This is a genomic window from Lentzea sp. NPDC058436 (assembly GCF_042721515.1).
Lineage (GTDB): Bacteria > Actinomycetota > Actinomycetes > Mycobacteriales > Pseudonocardiaceae > Lentzea.
Genome location: NZ_JBHXLF010000001.1, coordinates 717,437 through 731,050 on the forward strand (window position 1 = coordinate 717,437; position 13,614 = coordinate 731,050).

A 13,614-nucleotide genomic window follows, 5' to 3' on the forward strand; every position below is an offset into this window, starting at 1 on the left:
GGCACCACGCCAGCAGAGAGGAAAGTGCGATGAGCCCCACCGCTTTGTCAGGTACGGCGCCGTTGGTGGTCACGATCGAGCCCGGCGCTCCTGCCACCGTCGACGCCGAGAACGTGCACACGATCGAGCAGGCCACGGAGTGGTTGCGGGCCAACGCCGACGCCCTGCGCGGCCTGCTGCACGAGCACAGCTCGGTGTACGTCCGCGGCCTGCCGGTGCACGACGTCGACGACTTCGGCCTCGTGCGCGACACGCTGATGCCCGAGCGCACGCCGTACCGGGAGAAGGCCACCCCGCGCAGCGACTTCGGCAACGGGGTGTTCTCCTCGACCGACCTGCCCGCCGCGCAGGCGATCCACATGCACAACGAGAACAGCTACACCCTGACGTTCCCCGGCCTGCTCATGTTCGCCTGCCTGATCGCCCCGCCCGAGGGCGGCGCGACCCCGGTGGCCGACTGCCGCAAGGTGCTCGCGTCGCTGCCGGCGGAGCTGGTGGCCAAGATGCGCAACGTCGGCTGGCTGCTCAACCGCAGCTACTCCGAGCACATCTCCACCTCGTGGCAGACCGCGTTCGCCGCGACCACCAAGGAGGAGGTCGAGGCGTACGGCGCGGAGAACCTGGTGTCCTGCGACTGGCAGTCCGACGGCCACCTGCGCACCACCCAGCTGCGCCCCGGCATCATCTCGCACCCGGTCACCGGCGCCGAGGTGTGGTTCAACCACATGGCGTTCTGGAACGAGTGGGCGCTCGACGAGGAGCTGCGCGACGCGCTGGTCGACGAGTTCGGCGTCGAGGACCTGCCGTTCAACACCGCCTTCGGCGACGGCACCGCGCTCAGCCAGGAGGACCTCGCCACCATCCAGGCCGCCTACGACGCCGCCACCACCCGCCGCCGCTGGGAACGCGGTGGCCTGCTCCTGGTCGACAACATCCTGTCCACGCACGGCCGCGACCCGTTCCGCGGCGACCGCAAGATCGTCGTCGCCATGGGCGAGCCGGTCTCCGTGCTGGACTGCGCGCCCACCGTCGCCCCGTCGGCGACCCCGGTGAGCGGAGAGTCCCGATGACGGGCCGGGACCTGCTGTCCCGCTTCCACGAGGTCGTGCGGTCCGCGCCCGAACGGGTCGCCGTGCGCGACACCGCCGGCGCGCTGACGTTCGCCGAACTGGAGACCCGCACGGCCGCGCTGGCCGCCGTGCTCGTCGCGCGCGGAGTGCGTCGTGGCGATCGAGTGGGCGTGAGCGTGCCGCGCGGCAGCGGACTGCTCGTCTCGCTGCTCGCGGTGTGGCGTGCCGGGGCGGCGTACGTGCCGCTCGACCCGGCCTACCCCGCCGACCGCCTGGAGCACATGGCCACCGACGCCGCCGTGCGCACGACCGTGACGCCGGAGGACCTGGCCGGCACCCGCGACGTCGCCGCGCACACGACCGTCGCCGTCGTCGGCGCGCACACCGACGTCCCCGTGTCGGCCGACGACGCCGCCTACGTGATCTACACGTCCGGTTCCACCGGTCTGCCCAAGGGCGTGCAGGCGACCCGCGGCGGCGTCGCGTCCCTTGTGGACGGACTGGAGCAGATGGCCGTGTACGCGGCCGAGCCCCGTGTCGTGGCGTGGAACGCGAGCGCGTCGTTCGACGCGTCCGTGCAGCAGTGGGCGCGGGTCTGCCGTGGCGACACGATCGTCGTCCTGGAGGACGCGCACCGCACCGAGCCGGCCGAGCTGGCCGCGTGGCTCGACGAGTGCGGTGTGTCCGATGTGGACATGACGCCGACGCACTGGGAGATGCTGCGCGAGCACCTGCTGCCGGGACGTCCCGACGGCAGGCGGCTGCGCCTGTTCATCGGCGGCGAGCCGATCAGCGTGCCGGTGTGGCGGGAACTCGCCGCAGCCTCGACCGTCGAGGCGTTCAACCTCTACGGCCCGACCGAGTGCACCGTCGACGCGACGGTCGCCGTGGTCGAGGGCGACCACCCTGGCATCGGAGACCCGTTGCCCGGCAACAGGCTCCTGGTGCTCGACGGTGCGCTGCGCGAGGCGCCCGACGGTGAGATCGGCGAGCTGTACATCGCCGGACCCCAGGTCTCACACGGGTACTGGGGCCGATCCGGCCTGACCGGTGCCCGCTTCCTGCCGGACCCCTCCGGCGAACCGGGTGCCCGCATGTACCGCACCGGCGACCTGGTGCGCCGCACCGAGGACGGCCTGCTGGAGTTCCACGGCCGTGCCGACCGCCAGGTGAAGATCCGCGGCCACCGGGTGGAGCTGGGCGAGATCGAGACCGTTGTGCGGTCTTCCCCCGCCGTCTCCGCGGCCGCCGTCGTCGTCCGCGACGACCTGGCCGGACAGCCCGTCGCCTACTACGTGCCCTCGGGTGCGGCGGGTGCGGACCGTCTGCGCGAGCACGCTGCGGCCTCGCTGCCGGAGGTCATGGTTCCGGCCGCGTTCGTCGAGGTCGCCGCCCTGCCGCTGACCCCGGGCGGCAAGCTCGACACGGCCGCCCTGCCCGCCCCGCCCGCCGCGGCCGGCACCACGCCAGAGGGCGAGTTCGAGCAGTTCATCGCCCAGGTGTGGGCAGAGGTCCTCGGCCGCGACTCGGTGAACGCCGACGACGACTTCTTCGCCCTCGGCGGCCACTCCCTGGTCGCGCTGCGGGTGGTGTCGAAGGTGAAGAAGACCTTCGGCCTCAAGATGTCCACCCGCGACGTCTACCGCCACCCCCGCCTGACCGACCTCGCCCGGCACGTCGAGTCCCTGCGCGTCTAGGAGGAAAACCGTGGACAACATCGACAACGTGGTGGTCCGCCCCCGTCGCAGGCCGGAGGCCACGCGGTCGCTGGTGTGCCTCGGGTTCTGCGGCGGCGGCGCCGGCCCGTACCTGCCCTGGGCCGACGTCCTGCCCGCCGACGTGGAACTCGCCGCGATCTGCTACCCGGGCCGCGACGGACGTTTCCTGGAGGACCACGCCGAGGACTGGCAGGCCCTCGCCGCCGACGCCACCGAGGCCGTCCTCGCGGCGGCGACCAAGCCGTACGTCCTCTTCGGACACAGCATGGGCGGCTGGATGGCGTTCGACGTGGCCGCCCGCATCGAACAGGCGGGCGGCCGCCGCCCCGACGCCCTGGTGGTGTCGTCGGCCAACGCGCCGAGCAGGGGACTGACGCCCCGCGACATGTTCCCCGCGCAGAGCGACACCGACGAGGGCCTGCTGTCGTGGATGACGGTCAACGGACTCCTCGCCGACTACGTCCTCGGCAACGAGGAGCTGCGGGAGATGGCGCTGGAGCTGATGCGGGCCGACATCCGCGTCCGGGACACGTTCGCCTACGCGGACGGGACCACGGTCGGCGTGCCGCTGCAGGTGCTGACGGGAGCCGCCGACGACGTGATCGTCGCGGACACGGCGGCGCAGTGGCGGGCGCTGGCGGGCGGGGAGTACCGGCACGTGGAGCTGCCGGGTGGGCACTTCTACACCGAGGAGGTGTGGCGGTCGCTGCCCCGGTACATCCCGGCGCTGGAGTCCGTGCCCGCCGGGGTGTGAGACCTGGGGTGTGAGGTGGGTGCGGGCCCGGGGTGTGAGGCCCGGGGTGTGAGGCCTGGGTGTGAGGCGCGGTGTGGGCGGGCGTGGAGGCTGGAGGGCTTCCGCGCTCACCACGCGCCAGGCCGCCAGGCCGCTGGGGCGAGTAGGGGTTGCAGGCGCTGAGCGGCAGAGGGAGCGACGACCCGTCCAGCTGGTGGTGACAACGTTGTCTTCCGTCCATGTGGACTTGATTCGTCAACGTTGAGTGATGTCGTCAATGTTGATTCAATGTTGACGCGGCTCGTCAACATTGAACCGAAGTTGATCGTCAACACGAGGGAGGGCACGGCCGCTTCGCCACTGATCCGTCGGCCGCGTTCTGCTATCTCGCCGTCCGCGTTCGCCGTCCTACGGCTCACGTCTCGCGCTGACCCCCCCGTCGTTGGCCCACCCCCCGCCGCTGGCCCTCGTACCCCGCGTTCCACCGCCTCACAGCCGAGTCCCTCTGGGCTCCCAGCGTGTCCGCCACCCCACCACGCAGCGGCCCCGCGACCGCCGCTCACCCCGCAGGCACCAGCGAGGGCGTCTCCCGCTCGGGCAGCACCGCCAACTCGGCCCGGATCGTGGCCGCGGCTCTGTGGTCCAGGATTCGTTCGCGGACCGCGAGCGCCTCCTCTAGGTATGCGCGGGCCTCGACGTACCGGCCGGCGGCCGCGCTCACCTGGCCCAGGTTCCGCAGCAACTGGCCCTCGCCGATGACGTCGCGGTCCTCGCGGACCATGTCGAGGACGCGGCGCATGGTCGTGGTGGCCGCTGCGTGTTCGCCGGCCATGGCCTGGACCTGGCCTATGCGGTTGAGGGTGCGGGCGGCGCCTCCCGTGTAGCCGACGGACTCGTGGACCGCCATCGCCTCGGCGAGGTCGGTGCGGGCGCGGTCCAGCGAGCCGTTGCCGGCGAGGATGAAGGCTCGCTGGGTCAGGACGATCGCGCGGCCCACCACGTCGCCCACCTCGGTGTAGCCGGCTAGGGACTTGTCGTAGAGGGTCAGGGCGGTGGTGTCGTCGCCGGTGTTGCGGGCGATCAGGGCCAGGTCGCGGTGGCACAGGGCCAGGCCGTGGGTGTCGCCGAGGCTCTCGAACAGTTCTGTGGCGGGGAGCAGGGCGGCGCGGGAGTCGTCCAGGCGGCCGCGGTTGATGTGGAGGGTGCCCAGTGAGCTGAGGATCGCGGCGGTGCCTCGGGTGTTGCCCGCCGCGCGGACTGCGGCCAGTGCGTCTGCGTGGGTTCGCTCCCAGTCGTCGAGGTAGCCGCGTGACTCGAACAGGGTCACGGAGGTGACGGCGAGATCCCAGCAGAGTTCGTCCAGACCGGCGGCGGCCGCCTGGCGGATGGCGGCGCAGAGGTTCTCCAGTTCGCCGTCCATCCACTCCAAGGGGTTCGTGAGGCTGCACGACGGGCGCCAGCGCGGCGCGGTGCCGTGCAGGACGGTGTAGTCGCCGCCGTAGACGCCGCGGTGTGCCTCCTCGGCCAGTGCGAGCCATCCGCCGAGCAGGCGGGAGACGGCGGCGGTGCGGTCGTCGGCGGGGATCTCCTGCGTGGCCTTCTCCCTGGCGAACAGGCGCAGGACGTCCTGGTAGCGGTAGCGGAACTCGCCGGTCGGCTCTACCGAGACCACGTCGAGCACCTGCACGTCCACCAGCGGTTCGAGCAGGTCCGACGGGAACGGCCGGTCGTCGTCGAGGACCGCGCCCGCGACCCAGCCTGGGACCGAGGGGCCCTCCGCCAGGCTCAGCAGCCCGAACAGGAGTCGGGAACGGCGGTCGAGGCCGTCGTGGGTGAGAGCGAGGCTGGCTCTGATGGTCAGCTCGCCGTGGGCGAGCTCGTCGAGCCGGTGCCGTTCGCTGGCGAGCCGGAGCACCATCGACGCGAGCGTCCAATGTGGACGTGCGGCCAGGCGGGCGGCGATGATCCGCAGCGCCAGCGGGAGACCGCCGACGGTGCGCGCCAGTGCCTCGGCGGCCTCTGGCTCTCGGGTCACGCGGTGTTCGCCGACTACGAGGCCGAGCAGTCGCAACGACTGGGCGGTGTCGAGGACGTCCAGCTCGACCTGGCGGGCGCCGGGGAGGCCGGTCAGTCGCGATCGGCTGGTCACCACCACCGCGCACGTGCTGCTGCCCGGCAGCAGGGGCAGGACCTGGCCCTCGGTGGCCGCGTCGTCCAGCACGACCAGCACCCGCCGGTCGGCCAGCAGCGTCCGGTACATCTCCAGCCTGGCGTCGACGCCCTCGGGGATCACGGGCCCGGGGATCCCCAGTGCCAGCAGGAAACGGCCGAGCACGTCGTCCACTGTGGACGGCTGGCCGGTACCGTGCAGGTCGCAGTAGAGCTGTCCGTCGGGGAAGTGCTCCTGCGCCACGCGGTGCGCGAGGTGGGCGGCCACGGTGCTCTTGCCGACACCGGGGCGGCCGGTGATCACCACGACCCCCACGGCCGAGCGCGCGGCGTCCCCGACGAGCACGGACTCCGCGCCCCGCAACATCTCCTCGTCACCGACGAAGTCGGCGGTGTCGGCGGGCAGCTGACGAGGCCGCACCGCCCGCACGGGCTCGGCGGGGCGCGGCGCGGGTTCGGCCTGGCGCTGGACCGGGGTCTCGCCGGCCAGGATCGCCGCTTCCAGCGCGCGTAATCGTTCCCCCGGCTCCAGCCCCAGTTCGTCGATCAGCAGGGTGCGGCCGGCGCGGTAGACCTCCAGGGCGTCAGCCTGCCTGCCCGAACGGTGCAGCGCCAGCATCAGCAGGGCGCGCGGCCGTTCCCGCAGCGGGTGCTCGTGGACCAGGCGGGTGACCTCACCGACGAGCTGGTGGTGCTGGCCCAGTTCCAGCTCCAGTTCCAGGTGGTCCTCGACGCACGTGAGCCGGTCCTCGTCCAGCCGCAGCGCGCGGGTGCGCAGCGACCGGTTGGGCGCACCACCGAGGCACGGTCCGCGCCACAAAGCCGCGGCCTCCCGCAGCAGCACGGCCGCCTCGGCGGTGCGGCCCTCCTTGACGAGCACGCGGGCCTCGGTGGTGCGGGCGACGAAGTCGGCGAGGTCCAGCGCGTCGTCGTTGAGCCGCAGCTGGTAGCCGGGCGGACGGGTGTCGATGACCGCCGTCATGCCCGCGCCGTCGAGGGTGCGGCGCAGCCGGGAGACGCAGATCTGCACCTGCGTGCGAGCGGTGTCCGGCGGGTTCTCGTCCCACAGGGCGTCGACGAGCGACGCCGTGCTCACCACGCGGTTGGCCTCGACGAGCAACAGGCCGAGGATCACCTGCTGCCTGCCGGGCGGGATCCGCGCCGCGCCACCGGGACCGTCGACCTCCACCGGGCCGAGAACCCGGAATCCTCCTGGAGACATAAAGCGCGGCCACCCTTCCCGGTCTGCGACACCTCGACAGTAAGCACACGGTCACGGGGATGTACAACCCCCGCGATAGCGTGGAGATATCGGCAGGTTGCCCGGTGGCGAGACGGTGGTCGCGCATCGCGTGAGGAGAACCGCCATGAGCACCGCCGCAGGTGTCGACCACGTCCGCCTCTCCTACTACTACCTCGACACGGGGGACCTGGACGGATACGCCTCCCTGCTGCATCCGGACATGCAGCTCAAACGCCGTGACGCGCCGCCGGGACACGGCCGCGAGCACACCGTCCGGCTGCTGACCGCCCTTCCCGCCCTGCGCGGCCGGCACCACATCCACAAAGTGGTGGCGGACAAGGACACCGTGGTCGTCGTCGGCCGCTACACCCCGCCGCCGGACGCGGAGAGCCGCACGCCGTCCGAGTTCGCCGACGTGGTGACCCTGTCGGACGAGGGACTGCTGCTCTGCAGCCGGCGGTTCTACTACCTCGATCCGCCTTTCTGATAGCGCCAACTGCCGGAAGGCTGCCGTCGCCGCTGCCTGGTGGCACGGGGTGCGGCTCCTAGTTTCGGGGCAGGGAAACACCCGCGACACAGGGAGCTCGCCCCATGGAGTTGGACGCCGCCCGTCCGGACGCAGCCCGCCTCGACATCGTGGTCTCCGGGCTCGCCTCCGACGCGCACACCTGGAACCTCGTGTACCTGCAGCTGGTGCTGGAGGAGATGGGACACCGGGTGACCAACCTGGGGGCGTGCGTCCCCGACGGACTGCTGACGTCCCGGTGCGGACAGGTGGCGCCGGACCTCGTCGTGCTCGGCAGTGTGAACGGGCACGGGTTCCAGGACGCCAGGCGCGTCATCGGACCGCTGCGCGCACGGCTCGCGAGCACCCCGGTCGTGATCGGCGGCAAGCTCGGCGTCGACGGCGCGGGAGGCCGCGCGGAGGCGCTGCTGGCCGCCGGGTTCGACGCGGTGTTCGAGGACGCCGACGCGATCGCCGCGTTCCGCCGCTACGTCGACCGGCTCGCGGCGGGGGTGAGGTCGTGACCGGTGGCTCGTTCGGCGACTTCGTGGCCCGTGCCGCCGCCGCGGGCGAACTGGTCGTGCAGCCCAGGATGGGCATGGCGGGCCCCGCGGAGATGCGGAGCGGTCTCGCCGCGGTGCGCGGGGCCGGGGTGCGGGCGGCGGGCACGATCACCGTCGACAGCTTCACCCGCGTGGGAGACCACCGCGCGGTGCGCAGGGCACTGGACGCCGGCGCCGACCTCAACGGCTACCCGATCGCCGCGCACTCGCCCGAGACGACCCGGTCCGTGCTCGACGGTCTGCGCGGACCGGACTTCCCGGTGCAGGTGCGCCACGGCTCGGCGTGCCCGCAGAAGATCGTCGCGGCACTGCTCGCCGCCGGCCTGGACGCCACGGAGGGCGGGCCGCTGTCGTACTGCCTGCCCTACAGCCGGGTCCCGGTCGCCGAGTCGGTGCGCGCGTGGGCCGAGTCCTGCCTGCTGCTGTCCGACGCCCGCGAGCGCGGCGCCCGGCCGCACCTGGAGTCGTTCGGCGGCTGCATGATGGGCCAGCTGTGCCCGCCGAGCCTGCTGGTGGCGATCAGCGTGCTGGAGGGCCTGTTCTTCCGCCAGCACGGGGTGGACAGCATGTCGTTGAGCTATGCCCAGCAGACCGACCCCGAGCAGGACGCCGAGGCCGTGGCCGCGCTGCGCACCCTCGCCGCCGAACATCTGTCCGATGTGGACTGGCACGTCGTGCTCTACACGTACATGGGCGTGTTCCCCCGCACCCCGCACGGCGCGACAGCCCTGCTGGAACGGTCGGCGGAACTCGCCGTGCGCACCGGAACGGAGCGGCTGATCGTCAAGACGACGGCGGAGGCGCACCGCATCCCCACCGTCGCCGAGAACGTCGCCGCCCTGAAGGCCGCCGCGGCCGCCGCGGCGCACGCCGAACCGGGTGGTGCCGTCGAGGACACCGGACTGCTCGCCGAGGCCCGCGCACTCGTGGACGCCGTGCTCGACCTCGCACCCGACGTCGGAAAAGCCCTGGTCCGCGCGGTGGAGCGCGGATACCTCGACGTGCCCTACTGCCTGCACCAGGACAACGCGGGCCGCACACGGGCGTTCGTGGACGGCGACGGACGGCTGCAGTGGTCGCGCATCGGCGCCCTGCCGCTGCCCGCGGACCGCGCCGTCCCCGCCGCCCGCACCACCGCCGACGAACTCCTGCGCTCGCTCACCCACGTCGAGCGCACCTTCGACCGCACCCGACCCTGCTCCTAGGAGTGACCACCATGGACACCACCACCCCGGCGCCGGCGGACCCGCGCGCCCACCTGACCTCACCGGCCACCCGCGCGGTGCTGCGCGTGCAGCACCGCGTGCTCGACGCCGTGCGCGAGCACCTGGGCGGGCAGGGCTTCACCGAGATGCTCCCGCCGGTCATCGGCCCGGTCACCGACCCGGGAGCGCGCGGGGCCAAGCAGGTCGACGTCGACTACTACGGCCACCGCTACAAGCTGATGACCAGCGCGATCCTCTACAAGCAGGCGTCGCTGACCGCGTTCGACCGGATCTTCTGCATCGCCCCCAACGTGCGCCTGGAGCCGTTGGAGACCAGCTCGACCAGCAGGCACCTCGCCGAGTTCCACCAGATCGACGTCGAGGTCGCCGGCGCCTCCCGCGACGACGCGACGAAGGTCGCCGAGAACCTCGTCGTGCACGTCGTGCGCCGGGTCGTCGAGCGTTGCGCCCCCGAACTGGAGGTCCTGGGCCGCGACCCCGGCGCGTTCGCCGATCTGTTGTCGGGCAACGCCTTCGATCGGCGCACGCACGCCGCCGCGGTCGCCGACCTGCACGACGCCGGCCACGCCCAGAACCCCGACGCCGAGATCGACTGGACGGGGGAGGCGCTGCTGTCGGCCAAGGCCAGCAGGCCGTTCTTCCTCACCGACTACCCCAAGGGCTCGCGCGGCTTCTACGACCGCGAGAACCCGGCGACGCCCGGCCACCTGCTCAACTTCGACCTGCTGGCGCCCGAGGGCTTCGGCGAGCTGTGCAGCGGCAGCGAGCGCGAGCACGAGTACGCCGCCATCATCGCCAGGATGCGCGAGACCGGGGAGAACCCGGCGAAGTACGCCTGGTACCTGAAGATGGTGCGCGAGGGCGTCCCGTCCAGCGCGGGCTTCGGCATCGGCCTGGAGCGGCTGGTCCGGTACCTGTGCGGGCTGGACGCGGTCTGGCAGGCCAGCGCGTTCCCGAAGATCCCCGGCGTGGTGTCGCCGTGACCGCGCTGCGGGCGGACACCTTCCCGGAGGACGCCGTCCGGGAACGGGCTCGCACCGGTGCGGCGGCGGCGTTCCCGGCGCTGTCCGACTACGGCAGCACCCTGCTGGGCGAACCGCAGGGCGTGTCACCCGCCGACGCGCTCGACGCGGCGCGCCTGGTGCCCCCGGTGTTCATGCCGCTGCGCCTGGAGAAGCTCATCGACCTGGCCCGCGAACCCCTGCACGGCGACGTCGACCTGGAGACCACCGTCGGCGGGTTCCGCTCGCGCCTGCCGCTGTACCTGTCGGCCTTCGGCTCGACCCGTGCCGTGGGCACCGACCTGGGTCTGGCCGCCGCCGCGCAGGCGGGCGCACTGGGCATCCCGATGGTCGTCGGCGAGAACGTCGTCCCCGTCGACGGCTACACCGGCGAACGGTCGCTGCTGGCCAGGATCTCCGCCTACGCCGACCACGCCCCGGAGGGTGCGGGCGGGGTCGTCGTGCAGCAGAGCACGGAGGACGCGGACGCCGAGGTCTGGAACCGCGTCTACAGCGACCCGGCGACGCGGTTCCTGCTGGAGTCGGGACGGCTGGGCTTCGAGCTGAAGGTCGGTCAGGGCGCCAAACCCGGCATCGGCGGCCTCACCGTCGTCGACCGTGCCGCGGCGGACCGCCTGGCCGACCAGTTCGCCCTGGAACCGTTGGGGGACAGGGTGCTGCGCTGCGCGAGCCCGGGGACGTTCACCGAGGAGATCCTCCGCCAGCAGGTCCGCCTGATGCGCAACAACTACCCGCGGGCACGGGTCTGGGTGAAGCTCCCGCCGGGACGTGACGTCGCCGCTGCGGCGGACGTGGCGTGGCAGGCCGGCGCGGACGCGGTCACCGTGGACGGGGCCGAGGGTGGCAGCGGATGGGCGCCCACGGCATCGTTGGCGGGCGTCGGCCTTCCACTGGCGGAATGCCTGCGCCGCATGGGTTCCCCGCGTGGCTGCCTCCTCGTGTCGGGCCGGGTCTGGGAGGGGCTGCGCGCCGTGAAGTGCCTGGCCGCCGGGGCGACCGCCACGGGGCTCGGCCGGGCCGCGCTGCTCGCGGTCGACGAGAACCCCCGCGCGGGCCTGACCCGACTGGTGGAGGCGATGACCCTGGAACTGCGGCTGCTCATCAGCGCGCTGGGCAAGTACCACCCGTCCGTACTGTCCTCAGAGGACCTGTGGTCGCCGGACGGATGGTCGGTGCCCGCCGGCGAGAGGGTGGCGGCACAGGTGTAGTGCTGGGGAACAGGTAGGGCCCGCTCCGGTGTCAGGAGCGGGCCGGTTCTGTTGCTGCCCTGGCAACAGGAGTGGGTCCTTTCCTGTGTGGGAAAGCCCGATGCCCGCACCGACATCCGGTGCGGGCATCTCGCGGTTCAGGCGAGTCCTGCTGCGGCACGAAGTCCGCACAGGTCGACGGGGTCGGCCCGCAGCCGGACGGCCAGATCGGGGAGCGGCCCCGGTGGCCGGTGGCCGCCCGCCACGGCGTCGGCGACCGCCAGGGCGATGGCCAGGCACTCCGCGTGAGCGTCGGAAGTGGGGGCTATCAGGGACACCAGACCGCCCACGTGGGCGTATCCGAGCGTCCGCAGGGCCCACGCGGCGGCCCGGCGAGCGTGTGGAGTGGGCGGCCACACGCTCAGGACCTCCGGGCCGGCGGGGACGAAGAAGGCGTGCACGGGGGGTTCCGTCGCGGCTCCTATCGGACCGGTGTTGCTCATGTCGGCCATCGGTCACGCTCCCCAGGATCGGCGTCGGACCCAGTCCACCACGAGGACGGCGGCGTCCTCGGCAGTCCGGGAGGCAGGCCGGGGGCGTGTCTGGACACGCCCCACCGGAGCATCGTCGACCCCGTCAGGGCGTCGGCGGCGTGGCCGCCAGCACCGAGCGGATGAGCGGGGAGACGGTGAAGCTGCGGCCGGTCTCGGTCTCGACGGGCCGCACCAGGCCGCGTTGGAGGAGGTCGCGCAGCAGGCGGCCGGTGTCGGCCGACGGGCCGAAGCGCGGCGGGAGGTCCTCCAGGAACCGGCGGTAGGGCTCGGCGGCGCCTGCCAGTGCGCGCACGAGGGTGTCGTCGAGCAGACAGGCAGGGTCGGTGGCCGCCAGTTCCGGCAGCGGGTAGACCGACAGCCACGAACCCACAGCGGCCAGCGCCGCGGGCAGGCCGTCGAGGGCACGGCACAGGCGTTCGACCTCGACCGGGTCGGCCGCACCGGGGTGGTCCGTGAGCAGCAGGCGGGCCGCGTCGGCGGGTTCGAGGCCGGAGAGCAGGAACACCCGTTCCCCGGCGAGCCCGCACGGCGCCGGTGCGGTGATCAGCACCCGCACGCGGGGGCAGTCTGCGAGCAGGCGCAGCACGCCGTCCCCGCAGACCGGCCCGTCGACACCGTCGAGGACCACCAGCGCGGAACGGGTCCCGATCACCTCGGCGAGGTCGTCGTCGGTCCGTCCGCCCGTGCGCACGGCCGCCGACCACGCCGTCACCAGCCCGGCCAGGCGGGGGTCCCGCAGCGGCGTGCCGTCCAGGCCTGCCCACAACACCGGCATCTTCGCGTGCACCACCCCGGCCACCGCGGCCGCGAACCGCGTCTTGCCCACGCCGGGCAGGCCGACGACGGTCGTGAGCCTGCACCCGTCGGCCAGTTCGGCTGCCAGCGCGCCGGTCTGGAGGTCACGCCCCACCTGCGCGGTCAACGAGGTGGGCGGCACGGCGGCGGCCGGGTCGACCTCGGCGCGCCGGTCCGGGTCCGCGGCCACCTCCAGGTCGTGCCGCGCCCGGCTGCCCAGCCGCAGCCCCTCGGCGATCAACCGCACCGTGTCCGGCCGCGGCCGCAACGCCCGCCCCTGCTCCAGGTCCCGGATGGCCCGCACGCTCACCGTCGACAGGTCGGCCAGCTCGCGCTGCGTCAACCCGACCCGGCTGCGGTGCCTGCGCAGGAGCAGTGCGAAGGGCGGAAGTCCGGGGTCCAAGGCGGGCGGTGTGGCCATCTCGGCATCCTCTTTTCACGGCGGGTGATTTTGTCGAGCCAATGCTCGGCATCCCCGCTATCACGCTGCCATCTCGGCGCATATCTCGTCCGCAAACGCCGTGAAATAGCCCGTTTTCGCAGTTCAAGGCCTGTTTATCTCGTGATATCGGCCGTGATAGCGCCGGGATAAACGGCGAGATAGTGCCGGGATTAGCGACCCCCATAACGTTTGTGATGTCGCCGGAGAAAAACATTCCCGAGGAGCTTGAAATGGCCCGCACCGTCATCGCCAAGATCGCCGCTGTCGCCCTCGCCGTCGCGGCGATGACCACCGTCGCCGCCACCACCGCCCACGCCGTCACCGACACGACGACCGTCACCGTGGCGGACAGCAACCCCTGGGAGTGAGCTGAACGAACCGAGAGCC

At 72.7% G+C, this 13,614-nt stretch carries 12 protein-coding genes; 9 read left to right on the forward strand and 3 right to left on the reverse strand.

Annotated features, from left to right (window positions below; genetic code table 11):
• The first annotated feature begins 29 nt into the window (after positions 1–29).
• Genes ACFWN2_RS02950 through ACFWN2_RS02960 form a run of 3 tightly spaced genes read left to right on the forward strand, consistent with a single transcriptional unit; the run spans position 30 to position 3,542 of the window.
• Entirely contained in the window at positions 30–1,070 is a 1,041-nt protein-coding gene (locus ACFWN2_RS02950) for a TauD/TfdA family dioxygenase (protein ID WP_382424556.1), read from the forward strand.
• The gene (locus ACFWN2_RS02955; protein WP_382424558.1) at positions 1,067–2,767 is read left to right on the forward strand and encodes an amino acid adenylation domain-containing protein; all 1,701 of its coding nucleotides are present in this window, start codon (positions 1,067–1,069) and stop codon (positions 2,765–2,767) included. Before ACFWN2_RS02950 ends, ACFWN2_RS02955 begins: the two co-directional genes overlap by 4 nt.
• Before the next feature lie 10 nt (positions 2,768–2,777).
• Entirely contained in the window at positions 2,778–3,542 is a 765-nt protein-coding gene (locus ACFWN2_RS02960; RefSeq protein WP_382424560.1) for a thioesterase II family protein, read from the forward strand.
• 538 nt (positions 3,543–4,080) lie between these two features.
• On the opposite strand, the gene ACFWN2_RS02965 is transcribed toward ACFWN2_RS02960, so the two are convergent.
• Positions 4,081–6,912, reverse strand: coding sequence for a BTAD domain-containing putative transcriptional regulator (locus ACFWN2_RS02965; protein WP_382424562.1), 2,832 nt, complete (start codon positions 6,910–6,912; stop codon positions 4,081–4,083).
• A 145-nt stretch (positions 6,913–7,057) separates the two neighbouring features.
• On the opposite strand from ACFWN2_RS02965, the gene ACFWN2_RS02970 reads away from it, so the two are divergent.
• The 5 genes from ACFWN2_RS02970 (at position 7,058) to ACFWN2_RS02990 (ending at position 11,457) form a co-directional block, all read left to right on the forward strand.
• Entirely contained in the window at positions 7,058–7,420 is a 363-nt protein-coding gene (locus tag ACFWN2_RS02970; RefSeq protein WP_382424564.1) for a nuclear transport factor 2 family protein, read from the forward strand.
• Between the two features lie 104 nt (positions 7,421–7,524).
• On the forward strand, positions 7,525–7,962 hold the full coding sequence (locus ACFWN2_RS02975; protein ID WP_382424566.1) for a cobalamin B12-binding domain-containing protein: 438 nt from the start codon (positions 7,525–7,527) through the stop codon (positions 7,960–7,962).
• Positions 7,959–9,206: a methylaspartate mutase gene (locus tag ACFWN2_RS02980; RefSeq protein WP_382424568.1), complete on the forward strand. Its 1,248-nt coding sequence runs from the start codon at positions 7,959–7,961 to the stop codon at positions 9,204–9,206. The genes ACFWN2_RS02975 and ACFWN2_RS02980 overlap by 4 nt, the downstream gene beginning before the upstream one ends.
• A gap of 11 nt (positions 9,207–9,217) precedes the next feature.
• A complete protein-coding gene (locus ACFWN2_RS02985) occupies positions 9,218–10,210 on the forward strand; it encodes an asparagine synthetase A (protein WP_382424570.1) in 993 nt (330 codons plus the stop codon).
• Positions 10,207–11,457: a glutamate synthase-related protein gene (locus ACFWN2_RS02990; RefSeq protein WP_382424572.1), complete on the forward strand. Its 1,251-nt coding sequence runs from the start codon at positions 10,207–10,209 to the stop codon at positions 11,455–11,457. Before ACFWN2_RS02985 ends, ACFWN2_RS02990 begins: the two co-directional genes overlap by 4 nt.
• Positions 11,458–11,594: 137 nt before the next feature.
• On the opposite strand, the gene ACFWN2_RS02995 is transcribed toward ACFWN2_RS02990, so the two are convergent.
• Together ACFWN2_RS02995 and ACFWN2_RS03000 are read right to left on the reverse strand one after the other, a co-directional pair.
• Positions 11,595–11,948, reverse strand: a complete 354-nt coding sequence (locus ACFWN2_RS02995; protein WP_382424574.1) for a hypothetical protein — start codon at positions 11,946–11,948, stop codon at positions 11,595–11,597.
• A gap of 124 nt (positions 11,949–12,072) precedes the next feature.
• Positions 12,073–13,206, reverse strand: a complete 1,134-nt coding sequence (locus tag ACFWN2_RS03000) for a helix-turn-helix domain-containing protein (protein ID WP_382424576.1) — start codon at positions 13,204–13,206, stop codon at positions 12,073–12,075.
• 251 nt (positions 13,207–13,457) lie between these two features.
• Between ACFWN2_RS03000 and ACFWN2_RS03005 the strand changes: the two genes are divergently transcribed.
• The gene (locus ACFWN2_RS03005; protein ID WP_382424578.1) at positions 13,458–13,595 is read left to right on the forward strand and encodes a hypothetical protein; all 138 of its coding nucleotides are present in this window, start codon (positions 13,458–13,460) and stop codon (positions 13,593–13,595) included.
• The last annotated feature ends 19 nt before the right edge of the window (positions 13,596–13,614 follow it).